Source organism: Promicromonospora sukumoe (assembly GCF_014137995.1).
Classification (GTDB): Bacteria; Actinomycetota; Actinomycetes; order Actinomycetales; family Cellulomonadaceae; genus Promicromonospora; species Promicromonospora sukumoe.
In genome coordinates this window covers 802,880-824,776 of record NZ_JACGWV010000001.1, presented here as the reverse complement: position 1 = coordinate 824,776, position 21,897 = coordinate 802,880, and the positions used below count along the sequence as shown (strand labels likewise).

Annotated in this window: 26 protein-coding genes; 17 read left to right on the top strand and 9 right to left on the bottom strand. The window is 74.0% G+C overall.

The window, feature by feature from the left end:
* The first annotated feature begins 72 nt into the window (after positions 1-72).
* Positions 73-525: a MarR family winged helix-turn-helix transcriptional regulator gene (locus FHX71_RS03690; protein WP_182614476.1), complete on the top strand. Its 453-nt coding sequence runs from the start codon at positions 73-75 to the stop codon at positions 523-525.
* Positions 526-585: 60 nt separating this feature from the next.
* Here the strand turns inward: FHX71_RS03690 and FHX71_RS03685 are convergent, their stop codons facing one another.
* Positions 586-2,172 carry a molybdopterin-dependent oxidoreductase gene (locus FHX71_RS03685; RefSeq protein ID WP_182614475.1) on the bottom strand — a complete coding sequence of 529 codons (1,587 nt, stop codon included), beginning with the start codon at positions 2,170-2,172 and terminating at the stop codon, positions 586-588.
* Between the two features lie 111 nt (positions 2,173-2,283).
* A complete protein-coding gene (locus tag FHX71_RS03680) occupies positions 2,284-3,087 on the bottom strand; it encodes an SDR family NAD(P)-dependent oxidoreductase (protein ID WP_182614474.1) in 804 nt (267 codons plus the stop codon).
* Positions 3,088-3,457: 370 nt separating this feature from the next.
* On the opposite strand from FHX71_RS03680, the gene FHX71_RS03675 reads away from it, so the two are divergent.
* The 8 genes from FHX71_RS03675 (at position 3,458) to FHX71_RS03640 (ending at position 9,620) form a co-directional block, all read left to right on the top strand.
* Positions 3,458-4,444, top strand: coding sequence for a putative F420-0 ABC transporter substrate-binding protein (locus tag FHX71_RS03675; protein ID WP_182614473.1), 987 nt, complete (start codon positions 3,458-3,460; stop codon positions 4,442-4,444).
* The gene (locus FHX71_RS03670; RefSeq protein WP_376770119.1) at positions 4,441-5,535 is read left to right on the top strand and encodes a putative F420-0 ABC transporter permease subunit; all 1,095 of its coding nucleotides are present in this window, start codon (positions 4,441-4,443) and stop codon (positions 5,533-5,535) included. The genes FHX71_RS03675 and FHX71_RS03670 overlap by 4 nt, the downstream gene beginning before the upstream one ends.
* 80 nt (positions 5,536-5,615) lie before the next feature.
* Positions 5,616-6,386, top strand: coding sequence for an ATP-binding cassette domain-containing protein (locus tag FHX71_RS03665; RefSeq protein WP_182614472.1), 771 nt, complete (start codon positions 5,616-5,618; stop codon positions 6,384-6,386).
* A 74-nt stretch (positions 6,387-6,460) separates the two neighbouring features.
* Positions 6,461-6,856, top strand: a complete 396-nt coding sequence (locus tag FHX71_RS03660) for a PNPOx family protein (RefSeq protein ID WP_182614471.1) — start codon at positions 6,461-6,463, stop codon at positions 6,854-6,856.
* Between the two features lie 77 nt (positions 6,857-6,933).
* Complete coding sequence (locus tag FHX71_RS03655; RefSeq protein ID WP_312876916.1) at positions 6,934-7,416, top strand: GNAT family N-acetyltransferase; 483 nt, start codon at positions 6,934-6,936, stop codon at positions 7,414-7,416.
* 19 nt (positions 7,417-7,435) lie between these two features.
* Positions 7,436-7,924 (top strand): GNAT family N-acetyltransferase, encoded by a 489-nt coding sequence (locus FHX71_RS03650; RefSeq protein ID WP_182614469.1) that lies wholly within the window; start codon positions 7,436-7,438, stop codon positions 7,922-7,924.
* A gap of 178 nt (positions 7,925-8,102) precedes the next feature.
* A complete protein-coding gene (locus FHX71_RS03645; protein ID WP_182614468.1) occupies positions 8,103-9,059 on the top strand; it encodes a GNAT family N-acetyltransferase in 957 nt (318 codons plus the stop codon).
* Between the two features lie 39 nt (positions 9,060-9,098).
* Entirely contained in the window at positions 9,099-9,620 is a 522-nt protein-coding gene (locus tag FHX71_RS03640; RefSeq protein WP_182614467.1) for an alpha/beta fold hydrolase, read from the top strand.
* Between the two features lie 24 nt (positions 9,621-9,644).
* Here the strand turns inward: FHX71_RS03640 and FHX71_RS03635 are convergent, their stop codons facing one another.
* Complete coding sequence (locus tag FHX71_RS03635; protein WP_182614466.1) at positions 9,645-10,442, bottom strand: alpha/beta fold hydrolase; 798 nt, start codon at positions 10,440-10,442, stop codon at positions 9,645-9,647.
* Positions 10,443-10,525: 83 nt separating this feature from the next.
* Between FHX71_RS03635 and FHX71_RS03630 the strand changes: the two genes are divergently transcribed.
* The 3 genes from FHX71_RS03630 (at position 10,526) to FHX71_RS03620 (ending at position 13,442) form a co-directional block, all read left to right on the top strand.
* Positions 10,526-12,124, top strand: coding sequence for a DUF8769 domain-containing protein (locus FHX71_RS03630; RefSeq protein WP_182614465.1), 1,599 nt, complete (start codon positions 10,526-10,528; stop codon positions 12,122-12,124).
* A gap of 92 nt (positions 12,125-12,216) precedes the next feature.
* On the top strand, positions 12,217-12,858 hold the full coding sequence (locus tag FHX71_RS03625) for a ClpP family protease (RefSeq protein WP_182614464.1): 642 nt from the start codon (positions 12,217-12,219) through the stop codon (positions 12,856-12,858).
* Positions 12,855-13,442, top strand: coding sequence for a ClpP family protease (locus tag FHX71_RS03620; RefSeq protein WP_182614463.1), 588 nt, complete (start codon positions 12,855-12,857; stop codon positions 13,440-13,442). Before FHX71_RS03625 ends, FHX71_RS03620 begins: the two co-directional genes overlap by 4 nt.
* Positions 13,443-13,466: 24 nt before the next feature.
* Here FHX71_RS03620 and FHX71_RS03615 read toward each other — a convergent pair whose 3' ends face one another.
* Positions 13,467-13,868 carry a helix-turn-helix domain-containing protein gene (locus FHX71_RS03615; protein ID WP_182614462.1) on the bottom strand — a complete coding sequence of 134 codons (402 nt, stop codon included), beginning with the start codon at positions 13,866-13,868 and terminating at the stop codon, positions 13,467-13,469.
* Positions 13,869-13,967: 99 nt separating this feature from the next.
* Here FHX71_RS03615 and FHX71_RS03610 point away from each other — a divergent pair, with 99 nt between their 5' ends.
* Positions 13,968-14,567 carry an HhH-GPD-type base excision DNA repair protein gene (locus FHX71_RS03610; protein ID WP_182614461.1) on the top strand — a complete coding sequence of 200 codons (600 nt, stop codon included), beginning with the start codon at positions 13,968-13,970 and terminating at the stop codon, positions 14,565-14,567.
* 42 nt (positions 14,568-14,609) lie between these two features.
* On the opposite strand, the gene FHX71_RS03605 is transcribed toward FHX71_RS03610, so the two are convergent.
* The 3 genes from FHX71_RS03605 to FHX71_RS03595 are packed head-to-tail and all read right to left on the bottom strand — an operon-like array spanning position 14,610 to position 17,081.
* Positions 14,610-15,476, bottom strand: coding sequence for a putative RNA methyltransferase (locus FHX71_RS03605; RefSeq protein ID WP_182614460.1), 867 nt, complete (start codon positions 15,474-15,476; stop codon positions 14,610-14,612).
* Between the two features lie 37 nt (positions 15,477-15,513).
* A complete protein-coding gene (locus FHX71_RS03600) occupies positions 15,514-16,584 on the bottom strand; it encodes a diaminopropionate ammonia-lyase (protein WP_182614459.1) in 1,071 nt (356 codons plus the stop codon).
* 41 nt (positions 16,585-16,625) lie between these two features.
* On the bottom strand, positions 16,626-17,081 hold the full coding sequence (locus FHX71_RS03595) for an anthrone oxygenase family protein (protein ID WP_182614458.1): 456 nt from the start codon (positions 17,079-17,081) through the stop codon (positions 16,626-16,628).
* A 181-nt stretch (positions 17,082-17,262) separates the two neighbouring features.
* On the opposite strand from FHX71_RS03595, the gene FHX71_RS03590 reads away from it, so the two are divergent.
* The 3 genes from FHX71_RS03590 to FHX71_RS03580 all read left to right on the top strand — a co-directional run bounded on the left by FHX71_RS03590 (position 17,263) and on the right by FHX71_RS03580 (position 19,730).
* Positions 17,263-17,886, top strand: coding sequence for a DUF4126 domain-containing protein (locus FHX71_RS03590; RefSeq protein WP_182614457.1), 624 nt, complete (start codon positions 17,263-17,265; stop codon positions 17,884-17,886).
* Complete coding sequence (locus FHX71_RS03585; RefSeq protein ID WP_182614456.1) at positions 17,870-18,973, top strand: winged helix DNA-binding domain-containing protein; 1,104 nt, start codon at positions 17,870-17,872, stop codon at positions 18,971-18,973. The genes FHX71_RS03590 and FHX71_RS03585 overlap by 17 nt, the downstream gene beginning before the upstream one ends.
* 73 nt (positions 18,974-19,046) lie before the next feature.
* A complete protein-coding gene (locus FHX71_RS03580) occupies positions 19,047-19,730 on the top strand; it encodes an SIMPL domain-containing protein (protein WP_182614455.1) in 684 nt (227 codons plus the stop codon).
* Here the strand turns inward: FHX71_RS03580 and FHX71_RS03575 are convergent.
* On the bottom strand, positions 19,700-20,836 hold the full coding sequence (locus FHX71_RS03575; RefSeq protein ID WP_182614454.1) for a P1 family peptidase: 1,137 nt from the start codon (positions 20,834-20,836) through the stop codon (positions 19,700-19,702). The two genes, FHX71_RS03580 and FHX71_RS03575, sit on opposite strands and share 31 nt — an antisense overlap.
* A gap of 59 nt (positions 20,837-20,895) precedes the next feature.
* Here FHX71_RS03575 and FHX71_RS29660 point away from each other — a divergent pair, with 59 nt between their 5' ends.
* Positions 20,896-21,405 carry a TIGR03668 family PPOX class F420-dependent oxidoreductase gene (locus tag FHX71_RS29660; RefSeq protein WP_182614453.1) on the top strand — a complete coding sequence of 170 codons (510 nt, stop codon included), beginning with the start codon at positions 20,896-20,898 and terminating at the stop codon, positions 21,403-21,405.
* Positions 21,406-21,515: 110 nt separating this feature from the next.
* Here the strand turns inward: FHX71_RS29660 and FHX71_RS03565 are convergent, their stop codons facing one another.
* Positions 21,516-21,893: a VOC family protein gene (locus FHX71_RS03565; RefSeq protein ID WP_182614452.1), complete on the bottom strand. Its 378-nt coding sequence runs from the start codon at positions 21,891-21,893 to the stop codon at positions 21,516-21,518.
* Positions 21,894-21,897 lie beyond the last annotated feature (4 nt).

Here is a 21,897-nt window from a genome sequence, read left to right as displayed (position 1 = left end):
GCGTAATTCCCCACGTCGCGGCCCCGCGCTCCCGTAGGGTTGCAGCGGGGTCGCGACGACGAAGGAGATGCCGTGGAGGAGCCGCCGGTCCTGGACCAGTCGGTACGGAGGTCGGGTGCGCTCGTCGATTACCTGGCCCGGCACCTGCGCCGGCGCGGTGAGTCGGCGCTCGCCCCGCTCGGGCTGCGCAGCCGGCACCTCGTGGCCCTGACGGTGCTCCGTGACCGGGGCGAGGTCACGCAGCGGGACCTGGCGAGCGCGCTCGTGCTGGACAGCACCAACATCGTGGGGCTGCTCAACGAGCTGGAGGGCAAGCACCTGGTGGAGCGACGCCGTTCGCCCCAGGACCGACGCCGGCACGTGGTCTCGCTGACCGGCGACGGCGTCGCGCTGCTCTGCCAGGCGGAGACGGCGCTCACCGCCGTCGAGGACGAGGTCTTCGAGACCCTGACGCCGGAGCAGCGCGACCAGTTCCACGAGCTGCTCGTGGCGGCCACGGCGTCGGCGTCCACCCCCTTCTGCTGAGGGGGCCGGCGCGCCCGGCCCGCGAACCGGGCTCCGGGCTCCGGGCTCCGGGCTCCGGGCTCAGCTCACCGAGACGTTCACCGTGTGCCAGCCCGTCGCGCCGTCGGGGGCGGGCGGCGCCTCGTCCTCGGTCTGGACAAGGCCGTCGGCGTCGGTGGCGCGCACCGCGAGGGTGTGGTCGCCCGCCGTCAGGTCGATCGACGTGTGCCACTGGCGCCAGGTGTCCGGCCCCACCGTCTCGGCGAGCTCGGCGGTGACCCAGTCGCCGTCGTCGGCCCGGACCTGCACCTCGCCGATGCCGGTGTGCTGCGCCCAGGCGACGCCCGCCACGGTCACCGCGCCGGCGCTCACGGAGCCACGTGGCACGTCGATGCGGGACTCGACCTTGATGGGTCCGAGCGCGGACCAGCCGCGCGGCGTCCAGTAGCCCTGGTCGGCGTCGAAGGTGGTGACCTTCAGCGAGGTGACCCACTTGGTGGCCGAGACGTATCCGTACAGGCCGGGCACCACGAGACGCGCGGGAAAACCGTGCTCGACGGGCAGCGGCTGGCCGTTCATGCCGATGGCGAGCAGGCTGTCGCGGTCCGGGTCCTGCAGCACCTCCAGGGGCGTGCCCGCGGTGAAGCCGTCGTCGCTCGTGGAGAGCACCATGTCGGCGCCGGCGCGCGGCTTGGCGCGCTCCAGCAGCGCGCGGATCGGGTAGCCGAGCCACAGCGCATTGCCGATGAGGTCGCCGCCCACGGTGTTGCTCACGCAGGCCAGCGTCACGTAGTGCTCCTCGAGCGGCAGCGCCAGGAGCTCGTCCCAGGTGATCTCGAAGGGCTCGTCCACCAGGCCCTCGACCCGCAGCGACCAGTCCTGTGGGTTCACCTGGGGCACGATCAGCGCGGTGTCGATGCGGTAGAAGTCGGGGTTCGGGGTGACGTACGGCGTGATGCCGTCGACCTTCAGCTCGGCCCCGGCGGGCACCGGGGGCGCCGTCGTGCGCGCGGTGGGCAGGCGGAGCTTCTCCCGCACGGCGCTCACCGCCGTCGAACCCGCGGACAGCACGCGCGAGCCCGCCAGCGCCAGGACGGCCGCGCCCGCGGCGAGGCCGGAGACGGCGAGGAAGCCGCGGCGGTCCACGCCGCCGCCCGACGTCGCGCCCCCGCCCGACGCCGCGCGCCCGGGCGCAGGCCGGAGCCGCGCCACGGCCGCCCGCAGGAGGAGCACACCCACGCCGAGGCCGACGATGCTGGGCAGCGCCCAGAGCGGCGTCGCGTCCGGGCGGAGCACCGCGACCATGGCGCCGACCACGCCGACCGCGGACATCAGCAGCACGCCGTAGGGCGGCCGCCGGAGCTGGAGCCAGCCCGCGAACGCCGCGCCCACGGCGAGCACGACGCCCATCGACCCGAGCAGGACGGCCTTGTCGTTGGTGCCGAACCACTGCACGGCGAAGTCCTTGAGCCCCGGCGGCACGGCGTCGATCACGGCGGCGCCGCCCGCGAACAGGGTGCTCGAACCGGGTGCGACGACGGCGGCGACGAGCTCCGCGACGGCGAGTCCCGCGCCGCCCGCGAGGACGCCCGCCAGGGCGGCCCAGCCGGCGTCGGCGCGAGACCGCTCGGCCTGCGGGGCCTCCGGGCCCCCGGTTGCCTCAGTCATGTGCCCAGCCTGGCACGGGTTCCTGTGGTGACCGAGCCGTGGCGCGAAACATGACGATCTCGTAAGAACTGACCGCCCGCGACGGGTGCTGCGCCGCGCGCGGCGCGGCGCTCAGATCCCGGTGTTGCGCACGATCTTCGAGTTGTGCGCCTGCGCCCGCGGCCGCACGGTCACGAGGTCGATGTTGACGTGGTCGGGGCGGGACAGGGTCCAGGCGATGGTCTCCGCGATGTCGTCGGCGACCAGGGGTGTGTAGCCCTCGTAGACCGCGGCGGCCTTCGCGGCGTCGCCGCCGAACCGGACCAGCGAGAACTCCTCGGTCGCGACGGCGCCGGGGGCCACCTCGATGACGCGCACCGGCTCGCCCGCGATCTCCCAGCGCAGCGTCTGCGACAGCATGTGCTCGGCGTGCTTGGCGCCGGTGTACCCGGCGCCGCCCTCGTACGCGCCCTGGGCGGCGGTCGAGGTCACGTTCACGACGTCGGCCACGCCCTTGGCGGCGCCCGCCGCGCGCAGCAGCGGCAGCACGGCCTTGGTCACGCGCAGGGTGCCGAGCACGTTGATCTCGTACATCTGGCGCCAGCCGTCGATGTCGGCGGACTCCACGCGGTCCAGCCCGAGCGCGCCGCCCGCGTTGTTCACCACGGCGTCGAGCCCACCGGTCGCGGCGAGGTGCTCCGCGAGGCCCGCGACGGCGGCGTCGTCGGTCAGGTCGACGGCGTAGACCTCGCAGCCGGTCTCCGCCGCGAGCGCCTCCAGGCGGTCGGCGCGGCGCGCGGCGGCGACGACGTCCCAGCCGTCGGCGCGCAGCCGGCGCGCGGTCGCGGCGCCGATGCCCGACGACGCACCGGTCACCAGGGCGCGTCGGGTCGTGGTGGTCTCGGGGCCGGCCTGCGGGGCGGTGCTGTCGCTCATGTCGGCACCCTAACCTCGGCGGCGGCCCGGCCGCGGGGTGGTCCGGGTCCGTCCGCGGTACGGACGCGGTGAGGACGCCGTCGGGCCGGGTGAGGGGCCGGGTGGGGCGGCCGACGGCGGTTCGACGCCGAGAGCGAAAGCGCCCGGAACGCGCAGATCGGCCGGTGTAATGTGGCGGCCGGGTCGCGGGCCACGCTTTGGCCCGCCGATGCGGCTCTCATCGTGAGCCGCTTCCCGCCCGGACGCGAGATGGCGCGTCGCTGTTCACCCATGGCACTCATGTCGTGGGCTGTTCGTCGACCCTTGGAGCCTCCGCGTGATTCCCCGCGTCCGTCCTGCCAGCACGCCCCGCGTGTCCCGTCCGTCCCGCATGTCCGCACGGGCCGTCGTCCTGCCCACCGTCGCCGCCGCGGCGGTCCTCGCCCTCGCCGCCTGCTCGGCCGGGGCGTCCGACGCCGACGCCGCGGCCCCTGCGTCGGCGGGCGCACCCGTCACCCTCGACAACTGCGGCTTCGAGACCACGGTCGCGGCGCCGCCCGAGCGGGTGGTGACCATCAAGTCGTCGACGACGGAGATGCTGCTGGCGCTCGGCCTGGGCGACAGGATCGTCGGCTCGGCGTTCCTCGACGGCCCCGTGCCGGACGCGCTGGAGTCCGTGCCCGCCGTCGACGAGCCGTTCGCCGACGAGGCGCCCGGCTCCGAGGCGACGCTGGAGCTCGAGCCCGACCTGGTCTACGCGGGCTGGGAGTCCAACCTGACGGCGGAGACCGCGGGCGACCGCGAGACGCTCGCCACGCTCGGCGTCGCGACGTACGTCTCCCCCGCCGCCTGCAAGGAGGACGGCTACATGCCGGACCCCCTGACGTTCGACACGGTGTTCGGCGAGATCGAGGAGGTCGGCTCGCTGTTCGGCGCCGAGGACGCCGCGGCCACGCTGGTCGAGGAGCAGCAGGCGGCGCTGGCCGCGATCGAGCCGGACGACCGCGGCCTGACGGCGCTGTGGTGGTCCTCGGGCGACGACACCCCGTACGTCGGCGCGGGCATCGGCGCGCCCCAGATGATCATGGACGCGGCCGGACTGACCAACGTCGCGGCCGACGTGCACGACACGTGGACGTCGCTCGGCTGGGAGAACGTGGTCGAGGCCGACCCCGACGTGATCGTGCTGGTCGACGCCGCGTGGAACCCCGCCGACGCGAAGATCGAGGCCCTGGCCGCCAACCCCGCCACCCGTGAGATGTCCGCCGTCAAGGACGAGCGCTACGTCGTCGTGCCCTTCCCGGCGACCGAGGCCGGCGTGCGGAACGTCGACGCCGTGGCCTCGGTGGTGGACCAGCTGGCCGACCTCGGGCTGTGAGCACGGCCCGGAGCACCGCCGTCCGCGGGTCGAGCCGGACACCGCGCGGGTCGAGCCGCACACCCCGCGGGTCGAGCCTGTCGAGACCGGCCCTCGCCCTGCCCGCCGCGGCGCTGGTCCTCGTGCTGAGCGTCGGCGTCGCGGTGACGATCGGGCCGGCGGACCTGGCCCTGTCCGAGGTCGGTCGCTCGCTGGCGAACCACCTCGGTCTCGGGGGGCTGCTCGGCCTGGAGCCGCTGTCCGCGCTGCGCGACGGCATGGTGTGGCAGCTCCGGATGCCCCGCATCCTGACGGCGGCGGCCGTCGGCGCGGGCCTGGCGGTCTGCGGGGCGGTGATGCAGTCGCTCACGCGCAACCCGCTCGCCGACCCGTACCTGCTCGGGCTGTCGTCGGGCGCGTCGCTGGGCGCCGTCCTGGTGCTGCTCGCGGGCGTGCCGCTGCTGCTGCCGGTCGCCGCGTTCGCCGGTGCGGTCGGGGCGCTCGCCCTGGCGCTCACCCTGGCCGGGGCGCTCGGCACCATCACGCCCACCCGCACGGTCCTGGCCGGGCTCGCGATCAGCCAGCTCTGCGCGGCGGCGGTCTCGTTCGTCATCTTCTGGTCGGCGAAGGGCGACGCGTTCCGCGAGGTGCTGTCGTGGCTGATGGGCTCGGTCGCGTCGGCGACGTGGACCTCCGTGGCGATCACGGGCGGCGCCGTCCTCGTGCTGGGCACGCTGCTGGCGCTGACCGGGTCCGTGCTGGACGCGTTCACGTTCGGCGACACCGCGGCCGCCGCCCTGGGCGTTCCCGTCAACCGGGCCCGGTGGGTCCTGCTGATCGGCGTCGCCCTGCTGACCGGGGCACTCGTGTCGCAGAGCGGGTCCATCGGCTTCGTCGGGCTGATCCTGCCGCACGCGGTGCGGCTGTTCACGGGTGCGCGGCACCGGCTGCTGCTGCCGCTGTCCGCGCTGGCCGGCGCGTCGTTCCTGGTCTGGGCCGACACCCTGGCCCGCACCGTGTTCGAGCCGCGCGAGCTGCCGGTCGGCATCGTGACGGCGGCGATCGGCGCGCCGGTGTTCGCGTTCCTCCTCTGGAAGGGAAACCACCGGTGAGTGCTGGACATCTGCCCCGAAAGACCGCCCCGGACGGGCGAATACCCAGCACTCAGCGAGAGGGGTTGGGCGCCCGGGGCGTGTTCTGGGAGATCGGCTCGCGGGCGATCCTCGACGACGTCGGGGTGCTCGCCCCGGCCGGCGCCGTCACCGGGCTGCTCGGGCCGAACGGGTCCGGCAAGTCGACCCTGCTGCGGGTGCTGGCCGGTGTGCAGCAGGCAGGACGGGCGTCGTCGTCGGGCACGCCGACGACGACGTTCGACGGCGCCGACCTTGCCGCGCTCCCCCGCCGCGAGCGCGCCCGCGTGCTCGCGCTCGTGGAGCAGGACGCCACGACCGACCTGCCCCTGTCCGTGCTGGACGCCGTGCTGCTCGGCCGCATCCCGCACCGGTCGCTGCTGGCCGGCGACTCCGACGCCGACCGCGCGGCAGCGCACGCGGCCCTCGACGCGGCGGGCGCCAAGGAGCTCGCGGACCGCGAGGTCGGCACCCTGTCGGGCGGCGAGCGGCAGCGCGTGCACATGGCCCGGGCCCTGGCGCAGCAGCCCCGCCTGCTGCTTCTCGACGAGCCGACGAACCACCTGGACATCGCCGCCCAGCTGCACGCCATGCGGGTGCTGCGGGACCTCGCGGCGGACGGCGTGACCGTCGTCGCCGCCCTGCACGACCTGAACCTGGCCGCCTCGACCTGCGACCACCTGGTGCTGCTCGACCACGGCCGGGTGGTCGCGGCGGGCACCGTCGGCGAGGTGCTCGTCCCCGACGTGCTGGAGCCGGTCTACGGCGTCCGCGTCGACGTGCTGCGCCATCCCCGCACGGGGCGGCCGGTGCTCTCCTTCGAGCGCGGCTGAGCTCCTGGGGCCGGCTCGAAAAAGATGCCCGCCCTGGGCTGACGGATGGGCCGACCTGTTCCATGATGGGAGCCATGGCCGCACCAGAGTTCGTCGTCCAGGCAGCGAAGGTCCTCAACCCGTGGGTCGTCCGGGTCGCCGGGTACGTGCCGCCGTGGGTGGTGCTGCACCACGTGGGGCGCCGGTCCGGCGTCGAGTACCGCACCCCGCTGGTCGCGTTCGCGGCCCGGCCCGAGCAGGACATCCTGGCGGTGCTGCCGCTGCCGTGGGGCTCGGGCACCGACTGGGCCCGCAACACGATGAGCGCCGGGACCGTTCGCCTGACGCGCGGCGGCGCCGAGTTCGTGGTCAAGGACGTGCGGCTCGTGCCCGCGTACGAAGCCGTCGGCTGGCTCGGGACGGTGCCATCGCGGCTGCTGTCGGCCGCCGGCGTCGAGGAGTGCCTGGTCGGGACGCTGCACCAGGGCTGATCGCTCTCCGACCAGGGCCGATGCCCCGGACGGGGGCGTGTATCCGGACACCCCGGCGCCGGAGTATGTTTCGCGTCGTGATCTTGCGCACAGCCACGCTGTCCGACGCCGCCGCGGTCGCCCAGGTGCACCACACAACCTGGGTCTCGACCTACGGGGCCATCCTCCCGCCGGAGTTCTGGGCCACGGCCACGCTCGAGCGCCGCACCGCGACGTGGGAGCGGTGGCTGTCGAACGGCGCGGCGCCCGTCGTCGCCGACGCCGACGGCGAGGTGGTCGGCATCGCGATGGCCGGCGAGGCCGTCGAGCAGGAGGACGTGCTGCCCGTCCGCGACCGGCAGCTCTACCTGCTGTACGTCCTGGCGGCGTACCACGGGGCCGGCGTCGGCCAGGCGCTCCTGGACGCCGTGGTGCCGCCCGGGACCCCGGCCCAGCTCTGGGTCGCGGAGGACAACCCGCGGGCGCGCCGCTTCTACGAGCGCAACGGCTTCGTCATGGAGGGCGCGCGCGTGGTCGACACGAGTACCGCCGACCTGGCAGAGGTCAGGATGGTCAGGTAGTCGGGTTACCGTTCCCCTCATGTCTGACTTCCACGTCCGCGCCTCGACCCCCGACGACGCCGTCGGCATCGCCGCCGTGCACTGGACCACCCGGCGCGCCATGTTCGAGGACCTGCTGCCGCCCGAGCACTGGAAGACCGAGACCCTCGGTACCCGTACCGAGGGCTGGATGCGCATCCTCGCCGCCGGCAACAAGGCGCTCGTCGCCGAGGTGGGCGACAAGATCGTCGGCTTCGCGATGAAGAACCCGTCCGGTCCGCACCTCGGTCAACCGCCCGCGAAGCCGATCGAGCTGCACGAGCTGTACGTCGACCCGGAGTTCCACGGCACCAACGTGGGGCACGCGCTGCTCGAGAACATCCTGCCGCCCGGCACGTCGGCCCAGGTGTGGACGTTCGCGTCCAACCCGCGGGCGCGCAAGTTCCTGCAGCGCGCCGGCTTCCTGCCCGACGGCGTCACGGCGACCGACCCGGACACGGACCTGCTGGAGGTCCGGCTGGTGCGGTGAGTGCTGGCTGGCTGCGCGGGGCGGCGCGGTCGGCAGTTCGGGTGGTCGGCAGAATGTCAGGTGGTCGGCACCTCGGACTACCGACCACCTGACCTTCTGCCGACCACTCTGATCGGCTCCGCACCCGCCCAGCCGTTATGTGCTCGATCCGGGGCGGGGTGCGTGCCAGGATCTCCTGGTGACCAGCGACTACAGCGTCGAGCTGTTCGATGACCCGGCGGCCGTCCTGGACGTCGCGGGCGACCTGCTGGCCGCCGAGCCGGTGGTCTGGAGCGTCGTCGCGTCGGTGACGCACCACACCGCGAAGTCGTTCTCCCCGGGCGGTCCGCGCCCCGAGCACCCGCTGTGGTGGGCGGTCGTGCGGGACCCGGTCGGCGTCGTCGTCGCCGTCGCGATGCGGACGATGCCGCACCCGCCGCACACCGTGTGGGTGCCCGACCTGCCCGAGGACGCCGCGCGGCTGCTCGCCCGCGCCGCCCTGGACCGCACCGCACGGTCGGGCGACACCCCGCTGACCTCGGCGAACGGTCCCCTTGGCGCCGTCCGGGCGTTCACCGACGAGGTGCTGCGCGCGACCGGCGGGACCGTCCGCGAGGACCGCCCCGAGTGCCTCTGGGAGGCGACGCGGATCGTGCGGCCCGACCCGCCGCCGTCGGGCAGGGCCCGGCAGGCCACGCTCGCCGACCTCCGGGTCGTGAGCGCTTGGTTCGACGTGTTCCACACGGAGGCCGACGCCCAGTCCGGCCGCACGCCCGAGGAGGGCGTGGAGCCGCTGCGGATCGCGGGCGCGCAGCGCTGGATCGAGGAGGGCGGCGTGTGGCTCTGGGAGGACGGCGGCGAGGTGGTGCAGCTGACCGGCGCGCGCCCGCCGTCGTTCGGGGTGGTGCGGATCGGGCCCGTCTACACGCCGCCGCAGCACCGCGGGCGCGGCTACGCCCGGGCGCTGGTGGCCGACGTCGCGCAGCGCGTGCTCGACGCCGGGCACCGCGTCTGCCTCTACACGGACCAGGACAACCCGGTGTCGAACCGGGTGTACGCGGCGATCGGCTTCGAGCCGGTGCTGGACCAGGTCAACCTCGCGATCGACCGGACGACGTCGCCCGAACGGACACCCCCGTCCGTTCCGGCAACGTAACGTTCGCGCGACGGACGTTCCCGCGACGAAGGAGCACTGATGGGGCGCAGGGCGATCATCTTCCACGGGACCAACGCCGAGCCGGCGTGGATCTGGTACCCGTGGCTAGCGGGCCGGCTTCGGGAGCGCGGGTACGACGTCGAGACGCCGCACCACCCCGGCACCAACGTCGAGCCGGTCGCGACGTTCCTGCCCACGGTGCTCGCCGCGCACACGTTCGACGAGGACACCGTGCTCGTGGGGCACTCCGGCGGGGCGGCCCTGCTGCTCGCGCTCCTGGAGCACCTCGACGTCACCGTGGCGCAGGCCGTGCTGGTGGGCGGCTACTCGACCAACCCGAACCCCGGCCCGGAGCCGGTGCTGCAGGACTCCTACGACTGGGACGCGATCCGCGCGCACGCCCGGGACCTGGTGTTCGTCAACTCGGTGACGGACGAGTTCGGCTGCGACGCGGAGCAGGGCCGCGCGATGTTCGACCGGCTCGGCGGCACGCTCGTGGTGCGCGACGACGGGCACTTCATGGAGGACACCCTGGAGATCGCGGACCGGCTGATCCCCTGACCGGGCTGTTCCGGTGGCCGGCGCCTACCCCGCCAGGAACTCCAGCAACCCCCTGTTGAAGGCCGCGGGCTGCTCGATGTTGGCGGCATGTCCGTCCTTCGCGATGACCGCCGCCGTGCCGCGGGGCGCGAGCCGGGCCGCCGCGGCCGCGTGGCCGGAGGGCCAGAGCTCGCTCTCGGCGCCCGCCACGAACAGGGCGGGCACGTCGCACCGGGCGATCACCGGCCGCCAGTCGGCCTGGGCGTGGTCCGCCAGGATCTCCAGCTCGGGGTCGGTGATGGTGCGCGAACCGCCGCTCATCGCCCGCAGCAGGCGGACGGTGCGCATCCCGCGGAGCCACACCGAGCGACCGTGCCCGGTGGGCGGCGGACCCTCGGCGAAGTAGGTGTCGTGGTTGGACTCGTCGTAGCCGTAGTACCCGTACGGCCAGTCGGCGGTGTTGAGCATCTTCGGCGTCTGGTCCACGATCACGACGCTGCGCAGGCGGTCCGTGCCGTGCTCGTCCACGTACGCCCACACCGTGTTGCCGCCCATCGACCCGCCCACCAGGGTCGCGTCGCGCAGGTCGAGCTGCTCCAGCACAGAGCCGACGTCGCGGGCCCGCCGCCGCATCGTGGCGCCGGGCGCCATCGGCTCGGTGGCGCCGTGTCCCGGCAGGTCGACGGCGAGCACGCGGTAGCCGGCTCCCGCGAGCGCGGGGACCTGGAAGCGCCAGGACGTGGCCGCCGCCTTGAACCCCGCGAGCAGCACGACCGGTCTGCCGTCGGCGGGGCCCTGCTCGGTGAGGTCGAGCCGGACGCCGTCAGCGGTGTGCAGGTGCATGCCGCCACAGTAGCCAGGGCCGACGTCGGCCCGCCCGGCGAGACGCTCGGCCTCGGGTGGGCCGCCACGCCATACTGGCGGCGATGCGACCCGAACGGCTCACTCCCCACGCCCGTGACCTGACGACACGCTCCCTGGACTGGATGGACCAGCAGTGGGACCCCGAGGTGGGCCTGCTGCGAGCGCCCGAGGAGCCCGGCGGCGGCAACGCCCCGACGGGGCACCTGGTCCGCGAGACCGGCTGGTACGCCGTCGGCCTGCTCGCGCGGAACCTGCCCGCGCGGGACGACGCGGAGGCCGATCTGGAGCGCGCCCGGCGAGCCTTGACCCGCGTGCTGGACCACCAGCTCGACGCCCCGGGCGAGCGGTTCCACGGCACGTGGCTGCGCAGCCCGCACGAGCCGCGCCCGACGGCGGAGTCGGTCGAGTGGCGCGACTACGACCCGAACTGGCGCGAGTTCATCGGCACGACCCTGGTGGTCGTCGCGAACGAGTTCCCCGAGGCCCTGGCGGGTGACCTGGGCCCGCGCGTGGAGGCCGCGCTGCGGCTGGCCGTCGAGGGGTCGCTCGCGCGCGGCGTCGGCGCGCACTACACGAACATCGCGCTGATGGCGGCGTTCCTGCTGGAGGACGCCGCCGTCCGGCTGGGCGAGCCGTCCTGGGAGGCCCCGGCGCTGCGGCTCGCCGAGCAGGTGCTGGCCCGGTTCCGGGTGGACGGGACGTTCGACGAGTACAACTCGCCGACCTACTACGGCATCGACCTGTACGCGCTGGCGCTGTGGCGCCGGTACGCGCGCCGGCCCCTGCTGCGCGACGGCGGCGCCGAGATGGAATCGGTCCTCTGGCGGGACACCGCGCGGCGGTACCACGCGGGGCTGCGCAACCTCGCGGGCCCGTACGACCGCAGCTACGGCATGGACCTGCGGCACTACGCGTCGGGGATCGGGCTGTGGGTCTGGGCGGCCGTCGGGCGTGACCTGGCGCCGTTCCCCGAGACCGATCGGCCGTTCCGGCACGCCTGGGACCTGGCGCTCGGCCCCGTGGTCGCGGTCCTGGGTGCCGAGGTGCCCGACGACGCCCTGGCGCACCTGCGCGGGTTCCGCGGCGAGCGGCAGGTGGACCAGGTGATCGTGCGCGAACCGCGCCGGGTCGCCTCGTCGTGGGTCGGCGAGCGCCTGCTGGTCGGCGCGGAGGACGTCGCGGGCGAGCGCGGGAACCTGGCCGACCAGTTCCACCCGGCGACGGTGCACTGGCTGGTGGACGGGGTTTCCGGGGCCTCTGGCAGTGGTGCGGGCGGCCTCGGAGGCGACGGTGCCGACGTCGGCTGGATCCGCCTGGTCAGCGACCTGACCGTCGACGCGCGGGCCGAGGGCCCGTCCCTGACCCTGACCTGCTCCCGGCACGACGGCGGGGACCTGGCGTTCGCGTTCCACGTCCGGGTCCCGGAGGCCGGCCTGGACGGCGGGCGGACGGCGCGCGACGTCGTCGTCGACCTCCCGTTCGCCGACCTCACGACCGAGCGCTGGGCGCTGCCCGGCCTGGAGGTCACGCTGGACACCGACGCCGAGCTGGTCGCCGTCGAGCCCGACCCGGCGGACGACACCTGGTGGCTGCGCTACGTGGCCCGCGACGTCCCCGCCGACAGCCCGGTCCGGTTCGGGATCGCCCTGCGCGCCGAGTAGTTCCTGCTGCTCAGCGTTCTCGCTGCTCAGAGCAGTGCTGCTCACGGCAGATCAGCCTCCCCGGGGCCGGCCCGGGGAGGCACGGTGAGGTCATGACCGAATCACCGCAGCCCCCGCAGTTCGGCGAGCGCTCCCGGCGCGACCTGTTCGAGCGGCGTGTCCTGGTCCTGGACGGACCCCTCGACGACGACAACGGCACGCTCCTGATGACGCAGCTCATCACGCTGGCGACGGAGGACCCGTCGTCGGACATCGACCTGTGGATCCACTCCCCAGGCGGTTCCGTGCCGGCGATGCTCGCCATCCGCGACATCATGCGCACCATCCCGAACGACGTCTCCACGCTCGTGCTGGGCATCGCCTACAGCGCGGGGCAGTTCCTGCTCTCGGCGGGTGCTCCCGGCAAGCGGCGCGCGCTGCCGAACGCGCGGGTCCTGATGCACCAGGGGTCCGCGGGGATCGCGGGCACCGCCGTCGACATCGAGCTGCAGGCCGACGACCTGCGCCACACCCGCGACACGGTTCTGCGGCTGATCTCGGAGGACACCGGGCAGCCGGTCGAACGGATCTTCGACGACTCGCTGCACGACCACTGGTACACGGCCGAGGAGGCGCGCGAGTTCGGGTTCATCGACACGATCGTGGGCGGCTTCGACGGCATCCGGCCGCGGGAACGAGCGCGGACCGGGTTCGCCGCGACGGCCGGTACTGCAACCGAGGGGGAATCCCGATGAGCAGCTACACCATCCCGAACGTCATCGCGGCGCACCCGCGCGGCGAGCGCATCATGGACGTCTACTCGCAGCTGCTGAGCGAGCGGATCATCTACCTCGGCACGGCGATCGACGCCGGGGTCGCCAACGCGCTGATCGCCCAGCTCATCCACCTGGAGTCGAGCAGCCCGGACAGCGACATCCAGCTCTACATCAACTGCGAGGGCGGCGACCCGAGCGCGGGCATGGCCATCTACGACACCATGCGGTACATCCGGCCCCAGGTGTCGACGACGGTCGTGGGGCAGGCCGTCGCCGTCGGCGCCGTGCTGCTCGCGGCAGGGGCCGAGGGCAAGCGGGCCGCGCTGCCGCACGCGCGCGTCATCCTGCACCAGCCCGCGGCGCAGGGTCGCGGGGCCATCCCGGACCTGATCCTGCAGGCCGACGAGGTGGTGCGGATCCGCGCGGACATGGAGGCGGCGCTGTCCCGGCACACCGGGCAGAGCGTCGGCACGCTGCGTACCGACACCGACCGGGACCGCATCTTCACGGCCACGTCCGCGCGGGAGTACGGGTTGCTGGACCACGTGATCGAGCAGCGCTGACGGCAGGCCGGCCTGTCGGACGACCTACGCCGCCAGCGCGAAGGCCGCCCGGCAGGTCGGTCCGCCCAGGGTGGCCCGCACGGTGACCAGGCGATCGGCGACGGCGCTGACCAGGTCGACCAGCGTGATGTCCAGCGCGCCGGTGATCGCCGCGATCATCTCGCTGGAGGGCTCCTTCACGCCACGCTCGATCTCGGAGAGGTACTGCGGCGAGATCCCAGCCCGGCGCGCGGTCTGGTCGAGGGTCTCGCCGCGCAGGTGCCGGAGCTGCCTGAGGCGTTCGCCGACGAGGTGGCGCCACAAAGGCTCCCGTCTGGTCCAGGTCGTCTTGTCCGGCAGGCTGGCCCGGGCCGACGACGGCGGGGCGTCGGCGGCCGGAGGCACGTCGTCGTGCACGGGCTGCGGAGGCGGGGCGGTTTCGGCCATGGCTTCGAGCGTCGGGCGGCCCGGCCGACGGGGCCGGGTGTTCTGCTGAGAGCAGCGGGCGCCCGGGACGACGGAGGACGGATCGGGCACTATGGAGGCATGGCTACCGAGCTCTGGATCACCGGCGACCCCGACACCGACCGGCTGCTGAGCGACGACCCGTTCGCCCTCCTTGTCGGCATGTTGTTGGATCAACAATTTCCGATGGAGCATGCCTTCGCCGGCCCCGGCAAGATCCGCGACCGCATGGGCTCGTTCGACGTCCGCGCCATCGCCGATGCCGACCCGGACGAGTTCGTGACGATGGCGACCACTCCCCCGGCGATCCACCGCTACGGCCGGTCGATGGCGGGCCGCGTGCTGGAGCTCGCCCACACCGTCGTCGACGAGTACGACGGCGACGCCGCCCGCATCTGGACCGCGCCCGGGGCCGACGGCGGCGACCCGACCGGCCGCGAGGTGCTCAAGCGGCTCAATGCCCTGCCGGGCTACGGGGAGCGCAAGGCCAAGATCTTCCTCGCTCTGCTCGGCAAGCAGCGCGGCGTCCAGCCCGAGGGCTGGCGCGAGGCGGCGGGCGAGTTCGGCGAGGACGGCTCCCGCCGCTCCATCGCGGACGTGACCAGCGCGGAGACGCTGCAGGAGGTCCGCGCGTTCAAGAAGGCCCAGAAGGCGGAGGCCAAGGCCAAGGCGGCGGGCTGAGCTACCTCCGACCCGCGCGCCCCTGCCCGGGCACGAGCGCACTCACCGCCGTCGATACGCCGTGGCCAGCACCGCGACCGTGACCTCCGCCGGCAGGGTGTCCTCGTCGTCAAGGTCCGCCTCGGTGACGTGGCGCGCGCTCGGCGTCATCAGCACCAGGTCGACCGCCTCCTGACGGGTCAGCGGCGCCGTGTACTCGACCCGCTCCGTGCGCGTCTCCTCGAAGAACGGGTCCAGCGCCTGGTGCAGGCGCTCCTCCTTGTCCGGGTCGACGGTCACCATCCCGGCGACCTGACGGCGCAGCTCGACCAGGTGCCCGCCGAACGGCCGCACCACGACCAGCGTCCCGCCCGGCCGCAGCACCCGGTGGAACTCGGCCGGGTTGCGCGGCGCGAACACGTCCAGCACCACGTCGACCTGCTCCGACGCGATCGGGAACGGGCGGAACACGTCCCAGGTCGCGGCCGCGGCCCGCTCGTGCGCCTTGGCCGCCGTGCGCAGGGCGTGCGCGGAGGTGTCCAGCCCCAGGCCGACGGCGCCCGGCATCGCGTCCAGCACGCCCGCGAGGTAGTAGCCGGTGCCGCAGCCGACGTCGACGACGGTCGCCGGACCCGCTCCTCCGCCCGGCCCGGCGCCGGACTCACCCGCCAGGTCGGCGACCGTGTCCCTGATCGCCGCGTACCGGTCCGCGGCCAGGAAGTCGCGGCGGGCCCGCGCCATCGGCCCGTCGTCCCCGCTGGTGGCGCGCGTGCCGGTCAGCAGGCTGACGTACCCGTGGCGCGCGACGTCGAAGCTGTGCCGGTTCGGGCAGCGCAGGGCGCCCGGCGCCGTCGCGAGCTCCGCGCCGCACGACGGGCAGCGCAGCAGCGGGAGGATCGGGTCGAGGGCGGGCGGGACGGCAACGGGCACGGGCTGGCTCCTGGCGGTGGTGTGTCGAGTAGGCGGGTCAGACGCGGTCCTGCGGGACCGGGTTCGCAGCCCGGCCCTCGGTCGACAGGAGCAGCACGACGGCGTCCGGCCGCAGCCCGATCGCCTCCCGCCAGCCGGGCTGCCCCAGCACCAGGCGGGCGGCGGCGAGGGTGGCGGCGCCGCACGGCCCCGCGTCCACACCGTGCCGGGCCAGGTCGTCGACGGCGGCGGCGGCTTGGTCGTCGGAGACGGTGACCGCGCCGTCCAGCCCGTCGCGCAGCACGGGCCAGGCCAGGGCGGACACGGTGCCGCAGCGGAGCCCGGTCATGATCGTCTCGCCGGTCGGCACGGTGACGGGCCGGCCGGCGCGCAGGGACGCGACGAGTCCCGCGGCGCGGTCGGGCTCGACGGCGAGCAGAGTTCCGCCGTCAGCCCTCTCGCCGTCGGCGCCCAGGGCGCGGTAGTGGCTCACCACGGCCTGGGCGAACGAGCCGACGCCGACCGGGACCACGACCAGGTCGGGCGCGCCGAGGCCCAGCGCGCCGAGCTGCTGGTCGGCCTCGACGCACAGGGTCGCGTAGCCGTCGACGATCCACTGCGGGATGTCCGTGTAGCCGGGCCAAGAGGTGTCCTGCACGAGAACCGCGGACGGGTCTGCGGCGGCGTCGGCGGCGGCGCGGGCCACGACGTCGTCGTACTCGCCGTCGACCTCGACCGGCTCGGCGCCCTCGGCGGCGATGGCCTTCTTCGCTGCTTCGGTGATGTCCGGCGGGTAGTAGACGGTCGCGACGGCGCCGATCAGCGCGGCGACGTGGGCGACGGCGCGGCCGTGGTTGCCGTCGGTCGCGGCGTACAGACGCACGGCGCTGCCGCGCACGGCGTCGCGCAGGGTGTCCAGGGTGGGCGCCGTCAGGCCGAAGCGCTCCCCCAGGGCGCGCGCGATCGCGTAGGACGCGCCGAGCACCTTGAAGGCCGGCAGCCCGAGCCGGCTCGCCTCCTCCTTGACCAGCACGCGCCCGACGCGCAGCTCCGCCGCGAGGCTCGGCACGTCGCGCAGCGGCGTGGGCGCGTATCCGGGCAGGGTGCGGTGGAAGTCGATGGCGGGCACGTCGTCGATTCTCCCTGACACCCGCCCGGCGGGCCGACCAGTCAGAGCAGACCGACCGCCGCGAGCGCCGCCGCCGCGACGGCGGCGAGCGTGCGCACGTGGTTCCAGGTGGTCCAGGGCCGGCGGTAGTCGCGCCAGCCGTCGGCCTTGTCGTGGGCCGCGAGGAGCCGGTTGTTCAGGGGCACGTTGAGCGCCATCGTCACGCCGAAGGTGCCGACCAGGTAGACGGCGGCGCCGCAGAGGATCCAGGCGCCGCCGTCGCGCCCGTCGACGAGGCCCCAGATGCCGGTGCCCGCCGGGACGAGGAGCGCGCCGAAGAAGACGCTCATGAACGCGGGCAGCACCGCGGTCTCGTTGACGCCGGTCATCGCCTGGCCGGCGGCGTCGTCGGACGCGCGGGCGAGGCCGCTCATGACGAACGAGGAGAACGCGAAGAAGACGCCGGCCGACAGGCCCAGCAGCACCACCGATACGACGGCGAAGATCGTCCAGGCCATCCGAGCCTCCAGGTCAGCGCAGCGTTGCGGTGGGTACCGGCAACTCTTCCACGAACGGGTCCGCCGGTTCCAGACCTTCGCCCACAGGAGAAACGGCGCCTGTGACAGACCGATAACAGATCGGGCACACCGGACACGTTTCGCCCACGGAGTGTCGGTGTGCCGTGGAACACTTCGAGTCATGCTCGAAATTGCCACCGGTAGCGGACTCGCCTTGTCAGCGGGCCTCAACGCATGGATCCCGCTCATCTTCCTCGGCGTGCTCTCGCGCTTCACGGACCTCGTGGAGCTGCCGGGCACGTGGGCGTGGCTGGAGAACGGCTGGGTGATGGCGATCCTGGTCGTGCTCCTGGTGCTGGAGTTCGCCGCGGACAAGATCCCGGTGCTGGACTCGATCAACGACGTGGTGCAGACCGTCATCCGCCCCACGGCAGGCGGTATCGCCTTCGGCGCGGGCTCGATGTCGGAGACGGCGACGGTCACGGACCCGGCGGCGTTCGTGCAGTCGGGCCAGTGGATCCCGATCGTCGCGGGCGTGGTGCTCGCACTGGGCACGCACGCGGCCAAGGCGGGCGGACGGGTGGTCGCCAACACGATCTCGGGCGGCACCGCGGCGCCCGTGGTCAGCGCCGCGGAGGACGCCACGAGCATCGGTGTCTCGTTCCTGGCCGTCCTGGCCCCGCTCGCGATCATCCCCGTGCTGATCCTGTTCGTGGTCGGGGTGATCCTGCTGATCCGAAGCCTGGCCAAGCACCGGCGCGCCCGGGCGGCGGGCCATGGCGGCGAAGATGCCTACTACGTCTGACGTCGTCGCGATCCAGCGGGCCCGGCTCACCTCGGTGGGCCTGGGCACGCTGCGCGCGCCGGGGGACGACGACGGCGACACGGTGGCCGGCGTCGTCGCCCGGCTCGGCGCCGTCCAGTCGCAGGAGCTGCACTCGTCCGCGTGGGGTGTGGCGCAGCGCCTGGCGACGCCGGCCACGCTCGAACAGGTGCAGGGCGCCCTGGCCGACGGTTCGATCCTGCGCACGCACGTCCTGCGCCCCACCTGGCACTACGTGGTCCCCGACGACCTGGCGCCGCTGATGACGGCCACCGCGCCCCGGGTCCGCAAGGCGATGGCGTCGACGGAGCGGTCCTACGGCTTCGACCACTCGGTGCTCGCGCGCCGGCAGGGCGTCGTCGCGGACGCGCTGGCGGACGGCCCGCTGACGCGCAAGGAGATCGGCGTCGCCATCGCCGAGGCCGAGGGCGCGCCGCTGGACGCCTGGCACCTGGGTCAGCTCATGATGCACGCGGAGCTGGACCTGATCGTCGCGAGCGGCCCGATGCGGGGCAAGCAGGCCACCTACCGCCTGCTGCCGGAGCAGAAGGCCTGGGACGAGGACACCGCCCGCGTGCACCTGGCCCGCGCCTACGTACGGGGGCACGGACCCTGCCGTGCGGAGGACGTCGCCTGGTGGGGAACCCTGACCAAGACGGCGGCCCGCGCCGCCGTGGCCGACGCCGGGCTCACCCGCCACGAGGTGGCCGGGCTGGACCTCTGGGCCGACGGCGACCTGCCTGAGCCGGCGCCAGCGGGTACAGCGCGCCTGCTGTCGGTCTACGACGAGTTCTTCTGCCACGACTTCAAGAGCTGGCCCTCGCTGACCCGCGACGGCATGCCGAGCCGCTGGCTCTACACCGGTCTGGTCGCCGTCGACGGCCTCATCGCCGGCGGGTGGTCGCGGGTGCTCAAGGCGCAGACGGTGGAGATCACCGTCGAGCTCACGGACGAGCCCACCGCCGCGGTATGGGCGGCGCTGGAGGCAGAGGCCGCGCGCTACGGGGCGTTCTGCGGGCTCGAACCCACGCTGATGCGCGGCGCCGTCGGCAAGGGCACGATCGGCTGACCTGCCGCCGCATCACGCGTGGCCCGGCGCGGCAGGGTGGCGTGGCCCGCGGCATCGTGGGCAGACTCCGCACATGACTCGTATCGCCGTCGAAGGTCAGGCCAAGCGCACCAGCCCCGCCGAGCGCGGGACCGTCAACCTGCACGTCGCGTTCTCCGGCACCCTCCGCAACGACGTCGTGGAACGGGTGGCGCGCACCCACACGATCCTCGTGGACCAGGCCAAGGCGCACGTCGCGTCCGGCGCGGCGGAGAAGTGGGACTCCGCCTCGGTGCACTCCTACGTCTACGACGACCGGGTCAAGGACTCCGGGTCGGGCGGCAAGCAGCGGATCCGGCGCTTCCGGGCCTCGGCGCGACTGTCGGTCACGTTCAGCGACTTCGAGGTCCTGTCCACCTGGCTCGCCGACATCATGGACGTCGAGGGCGTCGAGATCGACTGGCTGAACTGGACCCTGACCGACGAGACGCGCAAGGCGCTCCAGGCGGAGGCCCGGGTCGAGGCCGCGGGCGAGACCGTGACCCGCGCGCAGTCGTACGCCGACGCCCTGGGCCTCGGCCCCGTGGCGCCCGTCGCGATCTACGAGGCGGGCCTGCGCGGCGGGAACGACGGCGGCAACACCCCGATGTACGCGATGCGGGCCGGCGCGATGGCCGCCCCGGGCGGCGGCGCGCAGGTCGAGCTGCAGCCCCGGGACATCGACGTCGAGATCACGCTGTCCGCCGACTACGAGGCCGGACCGGCCGCCCAGGGCTGAGGCAGCACCCCGGCCGCGCGCAGGCGGTCGAGCACCAGGTCGTGGGGCACGGCGGTCGCCGTGCCGCGGTGCCCCACGGTCGTGGTCGCCATGAACAGCGAGTTCAGCAGGGCCTCCTCCACGGCCTCCGTCGTCGCGACGAAGACCGGGTCCAGGTCGCCGTCGTCCACCCGGCCCGGAGCCTCGCGGTCCGACGACGGGGTGTCCGCCGTGCTGAACGCGAGGGCGTAGTCGCCGCTGCCACCGGCGAAGTCGGAGCCCACGCGGGCCATCGCGAACACCGCCCGGCGCGCGACACGGCCGAGCTGCCGAGCGTCCAGCGGTGCGTCGGTGGCGACGACGATCATGCAGGAGTTGCCCTCGGGCTGGCGCGGGTCGGCGGGTGCGTCGCCTGTTGCTCCTCGGCCCGCGGCGGCGCTGGCCGACGAGGTCGCGGCGACCGGCACCGCGCCGTCGTCGGGCATGATCGGAACCCCGCGCACCGTGAGCGTGCCGGAGAAGTTGGACTGGACCAGCGCGCCCACCGTCCAGTCCCCGACCCTGCGCGACGACGTGCCGATGCCGCCCTTGAACCCGGGCGCCATGGTGCCGGTCCCGGCGCCGACGCAGCCCTCGCCGGGCAGGCCGGACGTCGCGCCGCCGAGCGCGGCGAGCACGTGCGCCTCGGTGACGGGGCGTGCGCGGATGTCGCTGAGGCGGCCGTCGTTGGTCTCGCCCACCACGGGGTTGAGCGTGCGGGTCTCCTCGTGGCCCGGGGTGGCGAGCACGTGCGTGACCAGGGCGTCCGCGGCGCGGAAGGCGCTCAGGGTCGCGGTCAGGAGGATGGGCGTCTCGATCGCGCCCAGCTCGACCACCTGCGTGGCGCCGATCAGCTTGCCGAACCCGTTGCCGACGAACAGCCCGCACGGCAGGCTCCGCCGGGTCGCGCCCAGCGCATCGGGGACGATCGCGGTGACCCCCGTGTGCAGGCGCGGCGCGTCCACGATCGTGGTGTGCCCCACCCGCACGCCAGGCACGTCGGTGATCGCGTTGAGGACGCCGGGGGGCCGCGCGCCCACCACGATGCCGAGGTCCCGCACCCGCCGGGGCTGCTGCTGGTTGCTCATGCCCACAGCATCCCTGCGGCACGGTCCGCCACGCGACCGACGCGAGGCAGAATGGCGGAGTGCGCCTCGATGCCGATGTCTGCCGCTCCCGGTTCGCCGCGGCCCGGCACGCCTACCTCGCCACGGCCGACGGCGACGGCGTGCCGCAGCTCGTGCCGGTCACGTTCGCGCTGGTCAGCACCGCCGTCGGCGGACAGACCCCGGCAGGTGGCAGCCCGGCGTCCGACGGCCCCGGAGGCACCCAGGAGAGCACCTCGACGGGCGCACCGGCCGACGAGGTCGTCGTCGCCGTCGACCACAAGCCGAAGACCACCCTGAACCTCAAGCGGCTGCGCAACATCGCGGAGAACCCGCGCGTCGCGCTGCTCGCGGACCGGTACGACGACGACTGGACGCACCTGTGGTGGGTGCGGGCGGACGGCGTCGCCGTCGTCGAGCACGACGGCGCGCCTCGCGCGGCGGCGCTGGACGCGCTCGCCGATCGCTACCCGCAATACCGCGAGCGCCGCCCGGACGGTCCGGTGATCCGGGTCCGGGTGGCGCGCTGGTCGGGCTGGGCGCACGGCTGACCGTGGACCCGGCGCGACCACTCCCCTACGAGACCTAAGTTTCTTCGCTCTCCGGCGGCTCAAAGCGAAGAAACTTAGGTCTCGAAGGCGACTCCCGAGTCAGGAAACGGTCAGACCCACTGGACCAGCTGCCACACGATCCCGTTGGGGTCCGCGAACTGGCAGTAGCGCTCGCCCCAGGGCTCGGTCTCGGGCGGCGTGACGACCTCGGCCCCGGCGGCGGAGATGCGGGCGAACTCGGCGTCGAGGTCGTCGACGACGAACGCGATGAGCAGGCCCTGCCCCGCGGGTCCGGCGATCCGCTCGGGCTTGAACGTGCCGAGGCCGACCCGCAGGAACACGATGTTGACGCCGGCCGAGTCGTGCTGCAGGGACACGAAACCGTCGTCGGACATGGCCTCCGTGAAGCCGAGGTGGCGCGTGGCGAACTCGGCCGACGCGGCGACGTCGGGCACGTTGAGGGACAGGGCGGTACCGGTGATCTTCAAGCTG

What these genes read in the sequence shown, in the direction of transcription:
- FHX71_RS03685 (WP_182614475.1), bottom strand. Translation starts at nt 2,172, where the DNA reads ATGACTGAGGCAACCGGGGGCCCGGAGGCCCCGCAGGCCGAGCGGTCT.
- FHX71_RS03680 (WP_182614474.1), bottom strand. Translation starts at nt 3,087, where the DNA reads ATGAGCGACAGCACCGCCCCGCAGGCCGGCCCCGAGACCACCACGACC.
- FHX71_RS03675 (WP_182614473.1), top strand. Translation starts at nt 3,458, where the DNA reads ATGTCCGCACGGGCCGTCGTCCTGCCCACCGTCGCCGCCGCGGCGGTC.
- FHX71_RS03660 (WP_182614471.1), top strand. Translation starts at nt 6,461, where the DNA reads ATGGCCGCACCAGAGTTCGTCGTCCAGGCAGCGAAGGTCCTCAACCCG.
- FHX71_RS03650 (WP_182614469.1), top strand. Translation starts at nt 7,436, where the DNA reads ATGTCTGACTTCCACGTCCGCGCCTCGACCCCCGACGACGCCGTCGGC.
- FHX71_RS03640 (WP_182614467.1), top strand. Translation starts at nt 9,099, where the DNA reads ATGGGGCGCAGGGCGATCATCTTCCACGGGACCAACGCCGAGCCGGCG.
- FHX71_RS03635 (WP_182614466.1), bottom strand. Translation starts at nt 10,442, where the DNA reads ATGCACCTGCACACCGCTGACGGCGTCCGGCTCGACCTCACCGAGCAG.
- FHX71_RS03630 (WP_182614465.1), top strand. Translation starts at nt 10,526, where the DNA reads ATGCGACCCGAACGGCTCACTCCCCACGCCCGTGACCTGACGACACGC.
- FHX71_RS03625 (WP_182614464.1), top strand. Translation starts at nt 12,217, where the DNA reads ATGACCGAATCACCGCAGCCCCCGCAGTTCGGCGAGCGCTCCCGGCGC.
- FHX71_RS03620 (WP_182614463.1), top strand. Translation starts at nt 12,855, where the DNA reads ATGAGCAGCTACACCATCCCGAACGTCATCGCGGCGCACCCGCGCGGC.
- FHX71_RS03615 (WP_182614462.1), bottom strand. Translation starts at nt 13,868, where the DNA reads ATGGCCGAAACCGCCCCGCCTCCGCAGCCCGTGCACGACGACGTGCCT.
- FHX71_RS03610 (WP_182614461.1), top strand. Translation starts at nt 13,968, where the DNA reads ATGGCTACCGAGCTCTGGATCACCGGCGACCCCGACACCGACCGGCTG.
- FHX71_RS03595 (WP_182614458.1), bottom strand. Translation starts at nt 17,081, where the DNA reads ATGGCCTGGACGATCTTCGCCGTCGTATCGGTGGTGCTGCTGGGCCTG.
- FHX71_RS03590 (WP_182614457.1), top strand. Translation starts at nt 17,263, where the DNA reads ATGCTCGAAATTGCCACCGGTAGCGGACTCGCCTTGTCAGCGGGCCTC.
- FHX71_RS03585 (WP_182614456.1), top strand. Translation starts at nt 17,870, where the DNA reads ATGCCTACTACGTCTGACGTCGTCGCGATCCAGCGGGCCCGGCTCACC.
- FHX71_RS03580 (WP_182614455.1), top strand. Translation starts at nt 19,047, where the DNA reads ATGACTCGTATCGCCGTCGAAGGTCAGGCCAAGCGCACCAGCCCCGCC.
- FHX71_RS03575 (WP_182614454.1), bottom strand. Translation starts at nt 20,836, where the DNA reads ATGAGCAACCAGCAGCAGCCCCGGCGGGTGCGGGACCTCGGCATCGTG.